The organism is Elusimicrobiota bacterium, assembly GCA_026388155.1.
In the GTDB taxonomy this organism is placed as follows: domain Bacteria; phylum Elusimicrobiota; class Elusimicrobia; order Elusimicrobiales; family UBA9959; genus UBA9634.
On record JAPLKI010000025.1, the window covers coordinates 413113 to 432798 of the forward strand.

Here is a 19686-nt window from a genome sequence, read left to right on the forward strand (position 1 = left end):
GTTGTCAGCTTTTATTCATGAATGATTACTTCATAATAGCCGGGCTCTCGGCGATAATGGCTCTTACTTTAGCCCTTCCTTTTTCGGTAAAAAAGGTGGAGGAGGAACTTGAGTTCTTTCTTTGCGTGATGGGCGCGCTTGCGGTAAGCATTTCCGGCGTCTGGAGCTTCGGCCTTGTGAAGGCGGCTCTTAAAGAGCCGCTCGCCATAACCGCCGCCGTAACAGCGGTGGGTTTTATTTTCAGGGCTGTGCGGCCCAAAATAAAATTCTGTCTTGACTGGCTGACGGCTAAGTTCGGCGCCCCTTCAAGCGTATTTATCGTAGTCACGCTGCTCGGGCTAGGCTCAAGCGTGTTTACCGCCATCATCGCGGCTTTGGTGCTGGCCGAAATTGTAACCTTGTTTAAATTTGAGCGGTCATACGAAATAAAACTGGTCGTTTACGCCTGTTACGCCATAGGCCTGGGCGCCGCCCTTACCCCCATAGGCGAGCCCCTTTCCACCATAGTGGTGGCAAAACTGAAAGCTCCGCCGCATAACGCGGATTTCTTCTATCTGATAAGGATACTGGGCGGCTGGGCGGTGCCCGGCGTGCTTTTAAGCGCTTTTATGGCAAGCCTCGGCGCCGGAAGCGCCCGTACGGGCGCCGCGGGCTTAAGCGAAGACCATGTTGAAACCGACAAGAACATACTGCTGCGCTCGGGCAAAGTTTATATTTTTGTAATGGCGCTCATACTGCTTGGGGCCGGCCTCTCCACACTGGCCGAAAGGTTTATAGCCGTCATGCCCACCTGGGCGCTTTTCTGGGCCAATTCTGTTTCAGCCATTTTAGACAACGCCACGCTGGCCGCGGCCGAGCTGACGCCCGCCATGACCGACAGAAAGGTTATTTTCGCGCTTATGGGGCTTTTAATTTCAGGCGGCATGCTGATACCCGGCAATATCCCGAATATTGTCAGCGCAGCCAAACTCGGGATAAAATCGCGGGAATGGGCAAAAGCCGCCATACCCTACGGCGCGGCTTTGATGGTGTCTTATTTCGTGCTGCTGACTATATTTGTAAAATGATAGTCAGAGGTGATTTAAAACTGTCAGCATTTTGAACAAGGAGATCGATATGGAATGGAAAACGATTATTGAGCCGTTTAAAATAAAAAGCGTGGAGCCTCTGGGTTTTACCACCTCGGAGGAAAGACTTAAACTGCTTGAGCAGGCTCATTACAATCTTTTTAATATCCGGGCGGAAAAGGTGCTTATAGACCTGCTTACCGACAGCGGCACCGGCGCCATGAGCGCGGCGCAGTGGGGCGGCATAATGGTAGGCGACGAGTCCTACGCCGGTGCCCGCAGCTATTACAATTTTGAAAACGAAATCAAGGACCTGACGGGCTACGAGGAAGTGATCCCGGTGCATCAGGGACGCGCCGCTGAGCACATACTTTTCTCCATGATAGGCGGCCATGGCAAATATATGGTGTCAAATTCGCATTTTGACACTACAAGGGCCAATGTGGAAGCTTCAGGCGCCGAAGCCATGGATTTCCCGGCCAAAGGGGCGCTCGATTTTGACAGGCCGGGCCCGTTCAAAGGCAATATGGACACGGAAGCGCTTGAAAAATTCATAAAGGAAAAGGGCGCCAAAAATATCCCCCTGTGCGTGATGACCGTTACTAATAATTCGCTTGGCGGCCAGCCGGTTTCCATGGAAAACCTGAAGAGTACGCAAAACATCTGCCGCAAATACGGCATTCCGATGTTTCTGGACTGCGCGCGCTTCGCCGAGAACGCTTATTTCATAAAAGTGCGGGAGAAAGGCTATAACAAAACGCCCGTACGCGAAATAGCCCAGGAGATGTTTGAGCTGGCCGACGGCGCCATGATGAGCTCAAAAAAAGACGCTTTCGCCAATATGGGCGGTTTTCTGGCGATGAACAATACCGAATGGGCAGGCAAGGCGCGCCAGCTGCTGATCCTCACCGAAGGTTTCAATACTTACGGAGGACTCGCCGGCCGCGACCTTGAAGCCATAGCCATAGGCCTCCGGGAAGTTCTGGATGAAAATTACCTGCAGTACCGCATCCGCTCCACGGCGTATCTGGGCGAGGGGCTGATGCGCCACGGAGTGCCGATAGTCATGCCGCCGGGCGGGCACGGCGTTTATATAAACGTAAAAAAATTCCTGCCGCACATAAAACCGCAAAACTTCCCCGCCACGGCGCTGGCAGCCGCGCTGTATCTGGAGGGAGGCATAAGGGGTGTCGGAATCGGCACGCTGATGTTCGGACGGCGCGACGCGAAAGGCGATTTCCTGCCGGCGGACATGGAGCTTTTAAGGCTGGCGATCCCGCGCCGGGTTTACACCCAGAGCCATATAGACTATGTGATAGAGGTTTTCGGGCACCTCGCAAAAAACAAAAAAGCGATAAAAGGCCTTGAAATAATGGAGGCGCCGAAAGCGCTGGCGCATTTCACGGCCAAGCTTAAACCGGTAAGTAAAAACAATGCCATATGCCATAAGGGCGCCGCGCCGGCCATAGGCCATAAGCTATAAGGGAACTCCTAAAAAGCATATGGCATACGGCTTATGGCTTACGGCAGTAACTTTAACTGAAAGCAAAAGAACATGTTCAAACAAGATAAACTCGGACCTGTGCGACAAAAACTTGAGGCCATAGTAGGCCCGGAAAATGTGCGTACGGACGAGGCCGAGATATTGATGTATTCGTACGATGCCGGCATGGCAAGAGCCCGCCCGGAAGTAGTAATACGCTTTACCGCCGCCGCTCAGGTGGCCCCCGCGGTAAAAATACTCCATAAAGCTGCGATACCGTTCGTGCCAAGGCTTGCCGGCACAAATCTTTCCGGCGGCACCATAGCCCTGAAGGGCGGGGCTATATTAAACCTGTCGTCCCTGAAAAAGATACACCGCATTGACACGGAAAACCGCGTGGCCGTGGTGGAGCCGGGCGTGGTAAACCTTGCACTGCAAAACGCGCTGGAACCCTTTGGTTTTTTTTACGCCCCCGACCCGGCCAGCCAGAAAGTGTCCACAATAGGCGGGAACATCGGCGAAAACGCGGGCGGGCCGCAGTGCCTTAAATACGGCGTAACCTCCGACAATGTGGAGAAACTGGAAGTGGTCACTCCCGAAGGGGAAGTGAAAACCTGGTCTTACCGCGACCCGGGGCCGGACCTGATGAGCTTTATAATCGGCTCCGAAGGCACGCTCGGCATAGTTACCAGGGCCTGGCTGAAAATAATTGAAAAACCGGCATATCTGCAAACCTCGGCCGCGGCCTTCAGTTCGCTTGATAACGCCATGCTCGCGGTCACGAAGATTATAAGTTCCGGGATCGTGCCGCGGGCGCTTGAGGCCATGGACAGCGTTTCCCTTGAGGCGGCGGGCGGAAACTCAAAACTTTCGCTCCCTCCCGGAACCGAGGCCCTGCTGATCATTGAACTGGACGGCGACGACCGGACACTGATAAAAAGGACGGCTAAGCGCATTGAGGCCATCTGCGCGCAAAATTCGTCGACCTATTTCAGGACCTCCGGAACGGAAGAGGAAAGAGAAACCCTTTGGGCGATACGCAAAGGCGCCTACCCCGCCATGGCAAGGCTCGCGCCTAATGTGTCGGTGGAGGACGGAGTGGTTCCCCGCCCGATACTCCCCCAGGCGCTTAAAGAAACCAGGGAAATACTTTTAAGCTACAAACTTACCGCCGGCCTGCTTTTTCACGCGGGCGACGGCAATTTACACCCCAATATTATTTTTGACGGGCGGGATATGCAGGAAGTAAAACGGGTAAAAAAAGCCGGTTATGAAATACTTAAGTCCTGCATACGCCTTGGCGGCACCATTTCGGGCGAGCACGGCATAGGCGTGGAAAAGAGGGTAGCCATGGCCTGGCTTTACGACACAAAAACCCTGGATTTTTTCAAGAGCCTGAAAACCGCTTTTGACCCGGCGGGGCTCTCCAACCCGGACAAAATATTGCCGGTTTCAGTTGACAACCGCCAGAAAGTTCCCGTTACGCCCGCTGAACTTGGCGCAGGCGCTAAAACTATTTTGGACGAACTCCGCTTACGCGCCAAGGCCGGAACAAAAACCCTGATTTTGGGCCTGGGCACTAAGATAAACGCTTCCGTGCCGGGGGCACGGACGCTTGAACTTAAAAACCTGGACAAGATATTGGATCTGGACAGGGAAAACCTGACAGTGAAAGCTGAAGCGGGAATAAAGATCAGCGAACTGAAAAGACAGCTTGGGGAGCAGGGTTTCACGCTTGCCATCCCCGACCTGAAAGGCAGTCTTGGCGGAAGTATCGCCGCCAAAACATTTCCGGAGATGCGCAGCCTTCTTTTGGGGCTGGACCTTGCGATGGCCGACGGCACCGCGCTTTTTCTGGGCGGAAAGACCCTGAAAAATGTGGCCGGCTACGACGCCGTGAAACTTTTCTGCGGCTCGCTTGGCGCTTATGGAATAATACTTTCCGCAACTCTTAAAATTTCAGTCGCGGACGACGCCAGAGGCAGGGGGGACCACAGTGCGGCAAGCCCCTTCCCGACGTCAATTAATGGCGGGCTTGAACCGGCCTGGAAAGAACTTACGCAAACTTTTGAACCGCTGGATCATCACCGCCGTCTTAAAAAGGCCCTTGACCCGGCAAACTTGCTGAATCCGTGGATATACGAAGGACAGGGGCGAGCGTATAGGGACGAGGGTCCAGGGAAGGAAATCCTTATTACTAAACTCTAGCCCCTCTACGCTATCCCCTGCACTATTCTATGAGCAAATATGAAATAAACGAACTTTACGGCGGCAACTCGGAAAACCGCCACTTAAAAACCCTGCTTACCGACCTGGGAGAACGCACGCTGTATGACGCTGCCGCCCAGTGCAACAAATGCGGCTATTGTGAAACCGTCTGCCCGACTTACATGCTTACCGGGCGCGAGACCATTTCCGCCAGAGGCCGCAACCAGTTCGTGCGCCTGCTGGTGGAAGGCAAGGCTAAAAACATAGGCGACGCCGCCGAGGCGCTTAGCACCTGCCTGCTTTGCGGGGCCTGCACTTCGGCTTGCTACGCCAAAGTGCCCACCGCCGACATCGCGCTTGAGGGAAGACGCAGCATAACCGGTTACGGCAACAACTTTTTTTCAAAACTGGCGGTGGAAACGCTTTTAAACGCTCCTCACATCTTCGCGTTATGGCTGAAAGCCGTCTATATTTTAAAACGCCTGGGATTAGCGCGTCTGGCGGATTGGTTCGGCCTCTACGATTTTCTTGGCATGCCGGCGCTGGCGGACGCGCAAAAAGCCGTGGGCAAAACGCCGCTTAGATTTGCCTCCGAAGTATTAAAAAAAGATCCGGCTCTCTCGGCGCGGGGCAAAACCGGCGCGGCCTGGGCCTATTTCGCGCCGTGCGGGCCCAACTATATTTTTCCCGAAGTGGCGCTCGCCACGGTGCGTTTGCTTCAAAAACATCTCGGGGAAGGAATTTTCATAGAAAATTCCTGCTGCGGACTGCTTGCGAATAATTACGGCCGCCTTGAGGACGCCAAAGAATTCGCGAAAAAGAACATCCTGCGCTACGAGGAATTGAAGGCCTCCCTGGGGGATTTTGCCGTGATCGGCGACTGTTCTTCATGCGTGGCTTTCATGAAAACCTACGAACAGCTTTTTACCGGCTCGGACGAGTGGCGGCCCAGAGCCGCGGCTTTCGCGGCCGCGGTCAGAGATATCCTTGAAATAATCCCGGCGGAAAAAGTAAACCATTCCAAAAAAGCGAAATCGGCGGGAATTACGGTCTATCACGATTCCTGCCGGGCCTGCCACGGCCAGGGTATAAGGAGGGAACCGCGCGCCGTTTTAAAAAAGCTTGCGGGGCCCCAATGGCGTGAACTGCCGGAAAGCGACTGGTGCTGCGGCGGGGCCGGCGCCTACGCTTTTACGCAAAGCGCCATGTCAAGCGCCATTCTGGAGCGCAAGCTGAAAAATATCGCTTCCACGCAGGCCGATACCGTTGTAGTGGGCGCCACTTCCTGCCTTATACAGATAAACGGCGGCCTGAAAGCCGCCTACCCGACGGCTAAGGCCGTACATTACAGCGTATTTGTGGACAAGTTCGGAGAGTAAGGGCTTAAGGCTGAGGGCTGAAGGTATAGTGTAAAATAAAAAAACGAATCTGACTTCTACCCCCCTCATTTCCTTATCCTTCAGCCTTAAGCCTTCAGCCTTTCCCGACCCTTTCACAAATGCTAAAATACAGCAGGGGCGAGCGTATAGCGAATAGGGCTTAGGGATTAGGGAAGGAGTTCCTTATTTCAGCTTCCTATCCCCTATACGCTCGCCCCTATACGCTGTCCCTATTCATACTATGACCAAAGAAGAAGAACTGCAAAACCGCTTAAACCTGCTGGTGCAATTCGGCGGAGTGGTCTCCAAGGAAACTCACCTGGACAAGCTGCTTGAAATTATCGCCGCACAGGTAAAAAAAATACTCAACTGCGACCGCTGCACCGTTTTTATTCTGGACAGACACACCAACGAGCTTTGGTCAAAAATCGCCCAGGACATGCAGAACACCGAAATCCGCATGCCTTTCAACAAAGGCATAGCCGGCGAGGTCGCTTCCACCGACCGGACGATAAATATCAGGAACGCATACAACGAAACCCACTTCAACCCGGACATAGACCGCCTTACCGGGTACGCCACAAAAACCATACTTGCCGTGCCGCTTAAGAATGTCAGCGGCCGCATTATAGGGGTTTTTGAAGTTATAAATAAAACCACGGGATATTTTGACACGGAAGATGAGGGCATACTGCAGCTTCTGGGATCGCTTGCGGCTTCGGCAATCGAGAACGCGCAGCTCTACGAAAGCCTTTCTAAATCGCAGCTTGAAACCATTTACCGCCTGGCGATAACCGCCGAATACCGCGACCAACAGGACACCGCGATACATTTAAAGCACATAAGCGAATATTCCGCCCTGATAGCCCAGGGCATGGGTCTGCCGGAAAAAGAAGTGGAAAATATCCGCTACGCGAGCCCGCTGCACGACATAGGCAAGGTCGGCATAGCCGACATAATACTTTTAAAGCCGGGCAAACTCACCCCGCCGGAATACGACGAGATGAAAAAACACACTCTTTACGGCGCTAAAATACTCGCGAACGCCGAAAGTTCGCTTTTGCAGATAGCCTGCAAGGTGGCCGCGTCCCACCACGAGAAATTTGACGGCACGGGCTATCCCTCAAAATTAAAAGGCGGCCAGATACCGATTTACGCGCGCATAGTATCGGTGGCCGATGTGTTTGACGCTCTCTGCATGCCCAGGGTCTATAAGCCGAAATGGGACCCTGAAAAGGCCCACGCCTATATCCGCGAGGGAAGCGGAACTGCCTTTGACCCGGTTGTGGTGGAAGCCTTTGAAAAAGTTTATCCTGGCATTTTAAAAGTTTACGCTGTAACGGACGGAAAAACCACAATTATTCCAGGCATTACCAAAGAACTAAACCGGTATACGTATTAACAACAAGCGAATAGCAAACAGGGATGAGCGAATAGGGAATGAGTTCCTTATACATCCGCTATCACCAAATCTTCGTATCCCCCACTATTCGCTAACGATATCAATGTTGAGGATAACAACTTATGTCTGACATGGAAATAACTTTTCCGGGAAATAAAAAAGTAAACGCCGCTATTCACGGTTTTGAAATAGCCACCGACCAGCCGGCCCAGGCGGGAGGCGGCGGCTCGGCGCCTACGCCTTTTGACCTTTTTCTGGCTTCGCTCGGTACCTGCGCCGGCATATTCGTGCTGAGCTTCATGCAATCCCGCGGGCTTAGCGAGGAGGGGCTGAAAATAACCTTATCTATGGATTGGGACCAGGCCGCGCACCTGGCGACAAAGATGTATTTTAAAATTACGCTGCCGAAGGATTTTCCCGCCAAGTACAAGGGCGCGGTAATAAAAGCGGCGGAGCAGTGCCTGGTAAAGCGCCACATGCAGAACCCGCCGGAGTTTGAAATTACCGCACATTAGCGTCTTAGAGTCTAAGAGTCGTAGAGTCACAGACTCCCAGACCCTTAGACTCTCAGACTACCAAAACGGCCTATATTTTTATTCTGGCTATGGCCGCGCTTATAAGCAGGAATACAATTCCGACGACAAAACCGATAAGCGCCCCCCAGACAAGCGGCACCAGGGTTATAAGCCAGGCAAAAACTGACAGCGCCACCGCGGCCAGCGCCGCGCCAAACGCTATTCCCTGCCTTGAGAAACCCAGCTTTTCCAGCCGCAGGGCGAAATGGTCTTTACTGCCCAGAAACGGCGAATGCCCGCGCCGCAGGCGCATTACGGAAACGAAAAGGGTATCGTATATCGGGATGGCCAGTATAAAAAGCGGCGCGTAAACCCCAAGCGGATTAATTTTAGTGTACTGGGTGCCCATAGCGACCAGCGCCAGCACGAATCCGCAGAAAAGGCTGCCGGAATCGCCCATGAAAATTTTAAATTTCTTTGAGAAGTTATACGGCAGAAAACCCAGAACGGCGCCCGCGAGAGCCGCGGAAGCGAAGTTGACATATATCGATTCCGAAGGAAAAGCTATCAGCAAGAAACCGAAAGAGGCTACCGCGGCCTGCCCGGCGGAAAGACCGTCCATAATGTCAATGATGTTAAAAGCGTTGGACACGCCCACTATCCACAACAGGCTGAGGGCGAAGGAAAGATACTGCGGTTCCACGAAGCGTATCCTTATGCCGTAAAGGGCGGTAAAAAAAGCCACCAGGAACTGTATGGTAAATTTTGTCCTGACGCCGAGCCCGTTGGGTTTTTTAAGGTCGTCAATGAAGCCCAGCGCGAACATCACCGCCCCCCCCGCAAGTATCACGCGCAAATCCCTGAGCGTGCCGGTGGGGAAAGAGGTGTAAAAACGCATGACAATAAGCGAAACCGAAAACGCCAGAGCCACGGCCACCCCGCCGAAAAGCGGCGTCGGGACCTTGTGAGTCTTGATGTCGGTAGGCTTGTCCACGTGCCCGAGAGCCAGCGCCGCGCGCCGCAAAAGCGGCGTGAACGCAAGTGAAAGGCCCAGCGGCAGCAGAAAGGCTATGAGATAAAGCCTGAAATTTTCAAGCAGAGTATTCATTTAATAATTTTATAAATTTAAGACTGTCCGAAGCGCCAAGAGGGACCCGCCCGAGTTCCTTCTTAAGTTTCTCCGTTTTAAGGCCGGCGCATAGAGGCCTTGCCGCCGTCTGGCCAAGCTCGGCGGTAAGCGCGGGTTCTATCAATGAAGGCTTAAGGCCCAGAATTTCACAAGCCTTCAGCGCAAAAGAGCAGCGGTCCAGGCGTTCGGCGCCGACCACATTGTAAATTCCGCTCTTACTCTTAAGGACAAGTTCCAGAATAAATTCCGCAAGCTCCGGAGCGTAAGTGGGATTGGAATACTGATCTTTAGGCACCCGCATTTTAACGCCTGATTTCGCGGCGCCTATGAGCTGCATCAGAAAATTTTTCTCCCCCGGAGCGTAGCTGTAAACCACCGTGGTCCTTATTGAAAGCGCGTTCTCAAGCGCCAGCGCCGCCCGCTCGCCGCGAAGCTTTGTTTTCCCGTAAACGCTTATGGGGTTCGTGGCGTCGGTCTCGGAGTAAGGGCCGTTTTTTCCGTCAAAAACATATTCGGTTGAAAGATACACAAGCTTTGAGCCGGCCTCGCGGCAGCAGGCGGCCGTAATTTCCGTTCCCCTTACATTTATTTTTTCAGCGAGCGACGGATCTTTTTCGCAGCCGTCCACATATGTCATTGCGGCGCACAAATAAACGACCTCGGGCCGGACGGTTTCAAACGCCGCGCGCACGGAGGCGGGTTCGGTAATGTCGATAAAAAGCCTCCCTGACGAGGGCTTTATGTCGGCGCCGCGAACTTCACCGTTGACGGCGCAGGCGCGTTCAAGGTTTGATCCTACCTGGCCGGAGGAACCTATGACAAGATTTCTCATGGCTCTTCAAGCACGCTTTTCAGGTACGGCCCCTGGGGGGTAGCCGCCATTTCAAGCGCCAGACGGGCAAACTGCCGCCTGCTTATAAAACCCAGGCGGTAGGCTATTTCCTCAACGCAGGCCACCTGAAGGCCCTGGCGTTTTTCTATAGCCTGTATGAAATTTGAGGCCTCAAGCAGACTGTCGTAAGTGCCGGTGTCAAGCCACGCGTATCCGCGGCCCAGTTTCCTGGCTTTAAGCTCCCCCCTGGAAAGGTAAATATTGTTAAGGCCGGTTATTTCAAGCTCGCCCCGGGCGGAGGGTTTAAGTTTTTTAGCGAACGCCGAAGCGCGCTTGTCGTAAAGGTAAAGGCCGGTCACAGCGTAGTTTGAAAGGGGCCGCGAGGGCTTTTCTTCTATGCTTTGGGGGACGCCGTGAGCGTCAAAAGAGAGCACCCCGTAGCGCTGCGGGTCGCTCACGCTGTACCCGAAAACGGTGGCGCCGTCGTTTTCAAGACCGGCGGCTTCCAGCTCCTGCGGCAGGCCGTGGCCGAAAAAGATATTATCGCCGAGTATCAGCCAGCAATTTTCCCCCCCGATGAAATTTTCGCCTATGATCAGCGCCTCGGCTATGCCGCGGGGGCTTGATTGCGCGGCGTAGCTTATTTTAAGGCCCAGGCGCCGCCCGTCGCCCAGCAGTTTTTTAAACCCTCCGAGGTCGCGGGGAGTGGAAATTATAAGTATCTCGCGCGTTCCGGCGAGCATCAAAGTGGCCAGCGGAAAATGCACCATGGGCTTATTGTAAACAGGCAGCAGCTGCTTTGAAACGACCGTGGTCAGCGGGGCAAGCCTGGTGCCTGAGCCCCCGGCGAGTATTATACCTTTCATGATGATTGACTCCTTAGCGTAAGGCGCAGCCAGAAGATCTTCAAAACGCCTTTAACCGCGTCCTTATAATTTATTTTTTTACCTTCCAGCCTTGACCGGGAGGCGTAAATTATCGGCACCTCTTCAAAACGCGCTTTTCTGAAAGCGAGCTTGCAGGAAAGTTCCGCTTCTATTTCAAACCCGTTCGAAGATAGATCCAAGGTTTTTAAAAAAGGCGCGCTGAAAGCTTTATAACAGGTGTACGAATCGGTCATGCGCGCGCCAAAAAGCAGGTTTATCAGGCATGTTAAGAACTGGTTGCCCCAAAGGTAAAAGACATTGTACGGCTTCGACTCTCCTGTTGTCAGGCGCGAGCCGTAAACCGCATCGGCACGGCCCTCGGCGACGGGACGCACTATTTCAGGGATATATTTGCAGTCGTATTCAAGGTCGGCGTCCTGCACTATTACTACGCCTCCCGAGGCGGCGGCAAAACCGGTTATAAGCGCGCCTCCCTTGCCTTTATTGCGCTCGTGCTCTATCACCTTCAGCTCGAACGGAAACAGTTTTTTCTCAAGGGCCAAGTTCAGCCACTCGCGCGAGCCGTCCTTTGAGCCGTCATCCACCGCTATCACTTCCTTTTCAATGGGCAGGGCGGCCAGCCGTTTAAAGACCTCCGGCAGGGTTTTTATCTCGTTATAACAGGGGACCACAATTGAAACTTTCATTTTTTAACTACCTTGAGCACTCTTATATCCGGATTCATGAAATTTACCTGCTGAGCCATGTTTCTGTAATTGAACGGCAGAATATAAAAAGGCAGCCTCTTCTCAAATCTCTTAACCTCTTTGGTCCCGGAAAAAACCTTCTCAAGCGCGGCATAGGCAGCCGGGTATTGTTCCGGAGTTGCCTCTATGGGGACATATTCGGGCTCTGAAATTACCACGTAATCCGCTTTTGAGTAGATTTTGCCGAGTTCAGCAACGGCGTACGGGACAACCGACTGGGAAGATGCTCCTTCAATAACTTTAAAGGAGCCCGAGTGCCGCCTTATAACGAACGGCGTCCAGGTATCATTCTTGGCTATCGCGACGTTTGAACCTTCCGGCAAATTTTGCCGTATCCATGAGTCGGCTTCCTTTATGGTGTAGTCCGAGACGTAATTGCGCCTGATAAAAAGGGTGTAAAACAGAACCTGCGCGAATACCGCAATGACAATAACCTTTCCCCAACGGCTGTCAAATATGGAATGGGCCAGGTCCCCGGCGGCAAGAAAGATAAAAGGGGCAAGGGGCAGCGTATAGAGCACATAGGTGTATGGGGCGGCGCCCGCCCAAGCGGCGAACAACGCACAATAAACGACCGCTATTTTCTTCTCATAAGAGGGGCCGGAAAACCAGCGCGCCATAGCCGCCAGAGCGAAGGGGACCATACTCCAGCCGAAAGCCGCGGGAAGGACCGTCAAAAAATAAGCGGCATATAACTCCCGAAGACTGCCGCCTATCCTGCCGCAGGCGGCTACTATCGACATGTATTTAAGTTCGTCCGAGAACTTCAATATAAAGTACGGGTTCAGAACGAGGAAAACCGCAAGGCCCGAAAGCATGAAAATAAAAAGTTTCTTAAGCCCGAAAACAGGGTTGCGCGACACGTACGCATAGTGAAAATGCGCCGCTAAAGGGAAAAAGACAAGCAGCGCCGCGCTGTATTTAGTTATGAAAGCGAGCCCCAGAAAGACGCCGGCCAGCGAGTAATTGGCATTTGAGGGCTTGCGCAGAAGTTTAAAAGAAAAATAAACCGACATCAGCCCCCAAAAAAGCATTACACTGTCAGTTTTAACAAGAGCCGAAGCCATAACCGGCGCCTGCGAAACAGCCATAAACATGGCAGAGGCGAATGCGGCTCTCTCACTCAAGAACAGGCAGCCGATAAAATATAGCGCGATAACCGATAACGCGCCGAATATCGCTGAAAGCGCGCGGGCGGACAGATACATTTTGTCTACCTCGCCAAGGTTCTTTTTAAGATTTTCACGATCCCCCAGTTTTATAAATCCGGCGATATCAAGCGTTTTAACCAAAGCCCCCACTGAGTAAACATAAAAGGTACCCCAGCTAAGCGAGTCGCCCGGATAAAAATCCAGTTTTGACGGATCCATCCTTTCAAGAGAGTAAAAAGTCACTGATTCGTCCGGGTGGAGCGTTGTAAGCCCGCCGGTTTCGGAAGGCAGGCCAAGCTTCAAACCGGCTATGCGCAGCGTCAAAGCTGCGGCAAATAAAAAAATCAAAGGCAAACTTCTGTTAAGTTTCATAATTCACTTTTTTATATAATAAGATTATAGTAAATCTTCACACTTGCGAACGCGCTTGAATATACAAGGGAAAAACAATGAAAATCCCCATGGTTGACATGCTGGCGGGCTACCCGCCTATCAAAGACGAGATCGAAACCGCGGTAAAAACCGTTTTCAACAAGGCTAATTTCATTTTGGGCGAAGAAGTGGCCAAATTTGAAAAAGAATTCGCGGCGCACGTGGGCGCCAGATACGCGGTAGGCGTTGCCAACGGCACGGACGCCCTGCGCCTGTCGATACTTGCCTGCGGCATAAAGCCCGGCGACGAGGTAATAACCTCCCCCTTCACTTTCATAGCCACCGCTGAAACCATCAGCCAGGCCGGCGCCGTGCCGGTGTTCGCCGACATTGACCCGATTACCTACACCCTGGACCCGAAAAGCGCGGAGAAAAAGATCACAAAAAAAACCAGGGCCATAATACCGGTGCACCTCTACGGCATGCCAGCCGACATGGATGCCTTCATGGCGCTGGCGAAAAAGCATAACCTGAAGATCATCGAAGACGCCGCGCAGTCTTTCACCGGCAAGTACAAAATCGAAGGCAAAGACTGGCAATACCTGGGCAACATAGGCGACTGCGGCACTTTCAGCTTTTTCCCAGCCAAAAACCTGGGCGCCTTCGGCGACGGCGGCATGGTTACAACGAACGACGACAAAATACACGAAGAGCTGAAAGCCCTGCGCAACCACGGGCAGAAGGCGCGATATCTCCACGAAATGGAAGGCTTTAATTCCCGGCTCGATACCGTGCAGGCCGCCATACTTTCCGTGCGTCTAAGGCACGTGGAAGAATGGACGGAAATGCGGAACCTCGTGGCCGGCAAGTATGCCGCCGCGCTCAAAGGCGTCTGCGTTACCCCCTCCGTGCCGTCCAACTGCCGCCACTCCTTCAACTACTACACCATCCGCTTTGACTCCAAAGCCAAACGCGATAACGCGCAGAAGCACCTGACAGAGCAGGGGATAGGCAACCAGATCTATTATCCGATCTCTCTGCACCTGCAGCAGGCTTACTCCCGGCTGGGCGGCAAACGGGGTGACATGCCGGTCTGCGAAAAGGTACAGGACATGGTCTTCTCGCTGCCGATGTACCCGGAGCTGACCGATGCCCAGATAAATGCCGTGACCAATGCGGTTAAAGAAGCGGTTCAAGTAAGCGTCTGACCTGTAACTGACAACTTGTGACGGCAAAAAGGTGCCAGGCCCCGCCCTTTTGGCTCGCCTTCGCAGCAAAAAGGTGCCAGGCACCTTTTTGCTTTTATTATGTGCGGAATAACAGCAAAAATAAATTACGCGTCTAAAAAGCCGGTAATGGAAGCGGAACTCAAGAGACCGCTTTTTGAGATGTTCCACCGCGGCCCGGACGACGAAGGCGTTTTCACCGACCGTTACTGCGGCCTTGCTATGCGCCGCCTTTCCATAATCGACGTGACCGGCGGCCGCCAGCCCATTTTCAACGAAACCGGCGCCGTGGCAGTTATACTGAACGGGGAAATATACAATTACCGCGAACTCAGGCGCGAACTTGAGCCGAAACATCATTTCAAAACCAACTCCGACACCGAAGTGCTGGTGCACCTGTACGAGGAATACGGAGAAAAGTTCATTGAGCGGCTGAACGGAATGTTCGCTTTCGTCCTCTGGGACGCGAAAACCGAAACTTTGCTTGCGGCCCGCGACCGCGTGGGCGTAAAACCTCTGTTCTACTGCGACCTTAACGGCACGCTGCTGCTGTCTTCCGAAATAAAGTCCCTGCTCTCGTTTACCGGAGTGCCGCGCGATATTGACCGCCAGGCGCTGACAAATTATCTTTCCTTCTACTATATTTCTTCGCCCCGCACCATTTTCGAACATGTGCGCCGCCTGCCCCAGGGCTGTTTTATAAAGGTTCGTAACGGAAAGACCGAGATACGGCAGTACTGGCATTATCGCTTCACCCCGAAAAAAATGACCGAGGCGGAAGCCTCAGCGCGCATTGAAGAAGCGCTTTTAAATTCGGTCAGACGCCAGCTGATGAGCGAGGTGCCATTGGGCGTTTTCCTTTCCAGCGGACTTGATTCCACCGCAATAGTGGCTATGATGGCAAAACTGGGCGTTAAGCCGAAAACTTATACGGTGGGCTACGAAGGCGGCGGTACCTACAATGAACTGGACGACGCGCGCCTGGTGGCGAAGAAATACGGCACGGACCATCACGATTGCCTGCTTACCCCCGGACACGTTAAGGAATATCTGCCCTCGGTAATAGAACACCTTGCGGAACCCCACGGCGACTGGACTTATCTGGCCATGCACCATGTTTCAAAGCAGTCGCGCAAAGACATAACCGTGGCGCTCACCGGCGCGGGCGGCGACGAGCTCTTCGCGGGCTACCCGACGCTGACCGCCGCCAAGTTCGGCCGTATTTACCGCTATCTGCCGGGGCCCGTAAAAGCGGCCATCAAAAGAGCGGCGGACTCGCTGCCTGTGTCCCACAAGCGCCTGAGCCTGGACTTTAAAATAAAATCCTTCACGCGCGGCGCGGCTTTCAAACCGGAAGCGGCGCATTTAAAATACAAGGAAATACTCACCCCCGGGGAAATAAAAACCTTTATGCCCGGAGCGGGGGCCGCGGATCCATTTGAGGTTTTCGCCCAGCACCTGCCCATGGTGCAGGAAGACGAACTGCTTAACCGCCTGATGTATCTGGACCTGAATGTTTTTCTGCCCTACTGCTCGCTGCATTCCACCGATATGGTCACCATGCTGAATTCCCAAGAGGCCCGCGTTCCGCTGCTGGACAATGAGATGCTGGACCTGGCGGCCATTATCCCGCTTGGTATGAAAATAAAAGGCTTTACGACAAAACACATAATCCGCAAGGCCCTGAGTTCCTACCTGCCGGAAGAAATAATTAAGATGCCCAAGAAAGGCTTCAATATGCCCACGCCCTACTGGCTGAAAGACAGCCTGCTTGAGTTTACCAGGGACGCCATAAGCGGGGCCAGGGCCCATAACCCGGACATGTTCAATTACGATTTCGCCGATAAGCTGCTGGCCGACCACTTGGCAGGGCGTCAGGACAATACCCGAAAACTGACCTGTCTGATCTCCCTCTTCCTGTGGCAGACAAAATACACGTAAAACAAGCGAATAACCTAAAAAAATTAACACACCAGACCGGAAAGTTCGCGGGGCCTGCCTCCGGGTATATTTGCAGGGGTCGGGTCGGCCAGTACGGCCGCCCTTATCCTCAGGCTCCACCGACTGCAAGCACAGGTCGCCTTCCGGAAAACCCCTGCAAATATACCCGGAGTCACCCGCTCCAAAGCACATTTTTTAAAATATATATGTGTCCCCGCCCTTACTTATGATACTTCAAAATTACCCCGCCCGTAGGTCGCCGCCAGTCTGATAAAAACAAAACCGCCGGTTTCTTTGCGGTCATCACCAGAAGCCAACCACACTTAAATATCTTCATTCCACCAGGATATTACCGATGTATCTTGAACAAGGGTGGGAACATATATATTGTTTAAGTTAGCCGTTTATGCAGGAGCCGGCGGGTTTACCGCACCGCTCCTTTTAGGGTTTTTGGCACGGGGTCTGGAGCGTATCCCTATTATTTGGGACGGCGAGGACCGTTCAAGCCGGACCGCTGTGCCGGGCCGGCGCGTTCCGGAGCCGGCGGAAGACCCCGTGCGCCTTCCCCGGAAAATCCGGTCTCGGAGCGCGCGGGAAACCCACCGGCTCCTGATAGAGAACTCCTTATTTATTTGAGGATTTCAAAAAAGCTAAAGCCATCACTTACAGAACGAGCGTATCGCTTCAATAACCCGGCCCTGCTGCGCGGCGGTCATCTCGGGGAACAGCGGCAGTGACAGCACCCTTGACTGGTGGCGGTAGGCGTTCGGAAAATCCTTAGCGGCGGCTCCGAGGCGGGCGTAGGCTGGCAGGAACGGGAGCGCCACTGGATAATTGATAATTGTTTCAATGCCCCGGTCCGCCAGATATTTTTTAAGCTCGTCCCGGCGGGAATGGCGCACTACATAAAGGTGATACACATGCTCGCGGCCCGCGGCGACCGCCGGCAGTTCCAGACCGGGCAGGCCGGCCAGCGCCTTGTCGTAAACGGCGGCCAGACGCCGGCGCTCGGCGGTCCAATCCGGCAAGTGAGGCAGTTTGACCGAAAGAACGGCGGCCTGAAGGCCGTCAAGACGGCTGTTTATGCCCTCAATGCTGTGGTCGCCTTTTTTAAGGCCGCCGTGCCGGGCGAACATCGCCATGCGCTCGGCGAGTCTGGGGTCGGCGGTTACCACGCAGCCGGCATCCCCCATCGCGCCCAGGTTCTTGCCGGGATAGAATGAAAAGACGGCGGCAACTCCGAAAGTGCCAGTCAGCCGCCCGCCGCAGCGGGCCAAGTGCGACTGGGCACAATCCTCCAGCACCCACAGGCCGCGCCTGGCTGCGATAGCCATTATGGCGGGCATATCAGCCGGCTGGCCATAAAGGTGCACCGGGATAATTCCTGCCGTGCGCGGAGTGATCTTCTCCTCGATACGGGCCGGGTCAAGAGTAAAAGTGTCGCGGTCCGTATCGCAGAAAACGACTTTTCCCCCGGCCTGGGTTATGGTTTCGCTGGTGGCGATCCAGGAGTGAGCGCTGGTGATAACTTCAGCACCGGGCTTTAACTTCAGGGCGTGCATGGCAATATAGAGGCCGTCGGTCCCATTGGCGCATGACACGCAATGAGGCATGCCAAGGACCCCCGAAAATTCGCGTTCAAAAGCGTCAACGAACGGACCGCGGATAAAAGCCGAGGCGCGGATGACGTCAGCTATCGCGGCGTCAACTTCAGGCTTTATGGAAAGGTATTGCGCGTAGAGGTCGGCGAAGGGAACATTTTCCGGAACGCTCATACCGGCAGTTCCTTAATCAGCCGGGCGGGATTGCCGGCATAAATTCCGGGCTTGGCAATATCTTTCGTTACCACCGCGCCGGCCCCTATAACGGTTCCGTCGGCAATGCTCACCGGCAGAATGGTGGCGTTCGAGCCGATAGACACCTTATTGCCTATTTTTGTAGCGCGCCACAACTCCCTGCGTCCGCCCGCCGGCCCGCCTGAAGCGAAGGTGTCGTTTATGAACATCACCCCGTGTCCTATAAAACAATCGTCCCCTATGGTAACCAGTTCGCAGATGAACGCGTGGGACTGCACCTTGCAGCGTTTTCCCACTACGGCGGACTTCTGTATCTCAACAAAAGGTCCCACAAAGGTTCCGTCGCCTATGGCGCAGCCATAAAGGTTGGAGGGGCCCACCACTTTCACCCCTTCCCCGAACTTCACATCGGCTATCCCGGCTAATTTAATTACAGGTTTTCCCATTTTATGGGCCTCCAAGGCGGGTCTTCCGGGGGCGGGAGCGCAGGCTGACCTCCCGCTTTGTCTCGATGGATTCGTAGATCCCGGCTATCAGCTCCAGACTCTTGCGGCCTTCTATGCCGTCCACCAGTTGGCGGCTGTCGTTATTTATGCAGTCCACCACATGTTCGTAATAGGCCTTGTGGCCGAAGCCGTAAACGTCGGGCGGGTTGACCGAATACTTCTTCATCACTTCCTCGTCGCCGGGCTCGGGTTTGGTGAAGTTCCACGTCCTCATCCGGTTCACCGCGAAACCCGCGATCTCCACCGAGCCGGTCTCGCCTAAAATAGAAATAGAGCCTTCCAGATCCTTTGGCCGCGCCGCAGTGGTGGCCTCTATCACGCCCAGGGCCCCGTTGCGGAAGCGCACCGTAACCACGGCGGTGTCCTCGGTCTCTATCTTAACCAGGGCCGTGGCGGACATGGCGTAAACGCCCTCCACCTCGCCCATCATCCATTCCAGCAGATCGATATGGTGACTGGCCTGGTTGGCCAGCACTCCGCCGTCCAGCGCCCAGGTGCCGCGCCATTTATCCTGGTCGTAATAGTTTTGCTCCCGACACCAGCGCACGCGTACCGTGCCCAGCACCAGCTTGCCGAAGCGCCCGGCTTCAAGCGCCTGCCGCAGTTTAATTACCGGCACATTGAACCGGTTCTGCTTTACGACAAAAAGTCTCACGCCCGCACTGTCACATGCCTTTATCATGGCGTCCGCATCGTCTAAGGTGAGCGCCATAGGCTTTTCAACCACTATATGTTTTCCGTATTTAGCCAGCGCCGTCACGTGCGCCGCATGATGACCGCTTTCGGTGAGCACGGAAACCACGTTCACCGGGGTTTTGGCCATCATCCCGTGCATGTCGGTATACCAGGGAACCCCGAATTGTTCTCCCAAGCGGCGGGCCTTTTCGGGAACAATATCGCATACAGCCGCTAAAACGGCGCCGGATATCCGCTTATTGCCGAGCAACTCGGAATGCCGTTTGGCGATGCGTCCGCATCCGACAAGAGCGAATTTGAGCTCCCGGTTCACGGAGTTCATGTATTTTTTACCTCTCGGCTGCATAGAA

16 protein-coding genes are annotated in these 19686 nt (G+C 53.9%); 8 read left to right on the top strand and 8 right to left on the bottom strand.

The window, feature by feature from the left end; all coding sequences use genetic code 11:
- Positions 1-17: 17 nt before the first annotated feature.
- The 6 genes from NTX59_14035 to NTX59_14060 all read left to right on the top strand — a co-directional run bounded on the left by NTX59_14035 (position 18) and on the right by NTX59_14060 (position 8054).
- Positions 18-1067, top strand: coding sequence for a DUF1646 family protein (locus NTX59_14035; protein MCX5786797.1), 1050 nt, complete (start codon positions 18-20; stop codon positions 1065-1067).
- A gap of 49 nt (positions 1068-1116) precedes the next feature.
- Positions 1117-2550: a tryptophanase gene (locus tag NTX59_14040; protein MCX5786798.1), complete on the top strand. Its 1434-nt coding sequence runs from the start codon at positions 1117-1119 to the stop codon at positions 2548-2550.
- A 72-nt stretch (positions 2551-2622) separates the two neighbouring features.
- Positions 2623-4758 (top strand): FAD-binding protein, encoded by a 2136-nt coding sequence (locus NTX59_14045; protein MCX5786799.1) that lies wholly within the window; start codon positions 2623-2625, stop codon positions 4756-4758.
- 29 nt (positions 4759-4787) lie between these two features.
- Entirely contained in the window at positions 4788-6137 is a 1350-nt protein-coding gene (locus NTX59_14050; protein ID MCX5786800.1) for a (Fe-S)-binding protein, read from the top strand.
- 241 nt (positions 6138-6378) lie between these two features.
- A complete protein-coding gene (locus NTX59_14055) occupies positions 6379-7539 on the top strand; it encodes a GAF domain-containing protein (protein MCX5786801.1) in 1161 nt (386 codons plus the stop codon).
- A 122-nt stretch (positions 7540-7661) separates the two neighbouring features.
- Positions 7662-8054, top strand: a complete 393-nt coding sequence (locus tag NTX59_14060) for an OsmC family protein (GenBank protein ID MCX5786802.1) — start codon at positions 7662-7664, stop codon at positions 8052-8054.
- A gap of 70 nt (positions 8055-8124) precedes the next feature.
- Here NTX59_14060 and NTX59_14065 read toward each other — a convergent pair whose 3' ends face one another.
- From NTX59_14065 to NTX59_14085, 5 genes are read right to left on the bottom strand one after another with little or no spacing between them, the layout of a single operon-like run.
- The gene (locus tag NTX59_14065) at positions 8125-9162 is read right to left on the bottom strand and encodes an MraY family glycosyltransferase (protein MCX5786803.1); all 1038 of its coding nucleotides are present in this window, start codon (positions 9160-9162) and stop codon (positions 8125-8127) included.
- Positions 9146-10015: an NAD(P)-dependent oxidoreductase gene (locus NTX59_14070; protein ID MCX5786804.1), complete on the bottom strand. Its 870-nt coding sequence runs from the start codon at positions 10013-10015 to the stop codon at positions 9146-9148. Before NTX59_14070 ends, NTX59_14065 begins: the two co-directional genes overlap by 17 nt.
- Positions 10012-10881, bottom strand: coding sequence for a glucose-1-phosphate thymidylyltransferase RfbA (rfbA, locus tag NTX59_14075; protein MCX5786805.1), 870 nt, complete (start codon positions 10879-10881; stop codon positions 10012-10014). The genes NTX59_14070 and rfbA overlap by 4 nt, the downstream gene beginning before the upstream one ends.
- The gene (locus NTX59_14080) at positions 10878-11588 is read right to left on the bottom strand and encodes a glycosyltransferase family 2 protein (GenBank protein MCX5786806.1); all 711 of its coding nucleotides are present in this window, start codon (positions 11586-11588) and stop codon (positions 10878-10880) included. Before NTX59_14080 ends, rfbA begins: the two co-directional genes overlap by 4 nt.
- Positions 11585-13171: a glycosyltransferase family 39 protein gene (locus tag NTX59_14085; protein ID MCX5786807.1), complete on the bottom strand. Its 1587-nt coding sequence runs from the start codon at positions 13169-13171 to the stop codon at positions 11585-11587. The genes NTX59_14080 and NTX59_14085 overlap by 4 nt, the downstream gene beginning before the upstream one ends.
- A 77-nt stretch (positions 13172-13248) precedes the next feature.
- On the opposite strand from NTX59_14085, the gene NTX59_14090 reads away from it, so the two are divergent.
- Both NTX59_14090 and asnB read left to right on the top strand, forming a co-directional pair.
- Positions 13249-14379 carry a DegT/DnrJ/EryC1/StrS family aminotransferase gene (locus tag NTX59_14090; GenBank protein ID MCX5786808.1) on the top strand — a complete coding sequence of 377 codons (1131 nt, stop codon included), beginning with the start codon at positions 13249-13251 and terminating at the stop codon, positions 14377-14379.
- A gap of 99 nt (positions 14380-14478) precedes the next feature.
- Complete coding sequence (asnB, locus tag NTX59_14095; protein ID MCX5786809.1) at positions 14479-16338, top strand: asparagine synthase (glutamine-hydrolyzing); 1860 nt, start codon at positions 14479-14481, stop codon at positions 16336-16338.
- A gap of 659 nt (positions 16339-16997) precedes the next feature.
- Here the strand turns inward: asnB and NTX59_14100 are convergent.
- Genes NTX59_14100 through NTX59_14110 form a run of 3 tightly spaced genes read right to left on the bottom strand, consistent with a single transcriptional unit; the run spans position 16998 to position 19658 of the window.
- Positions 16998-18113 (bottom strand): DegT/DnrJ/EryC1/StrS family aminotransferase, encoded by a 1116-nt coding sequence (locus NTX59_14100; protein ID MCX5786810.1) that lies wholly within the window; start codon positions 18111-18113, stop codon positions 16998-17000.
- Positions 18110-18580, bottom strand: a complete 471-nt coding sequence (locus NTX59_14105; protein MCX5786811.1) for an acyltransferase — start codon at positions 18578-18580, stop codon at positions 18110-18112. Before NTX59_14105 ends, NTX59_14100 begins: the two co-directional genes overlap by 4 nt.
- Before the next feature lies 1 nt (position 18581).
- Positions 18582-19658, bottom strand: coding sequence for a Gfo/Idh/MocA family oxidoreductase (locus NTX59_14110; GenBank protein MCX5786812.1), 1077 nt, complete (start codon positions 19656-19658; stop codon positions 18582-18584).
- Positions 19659-19686: the final 28 nt, after the last annotated feature.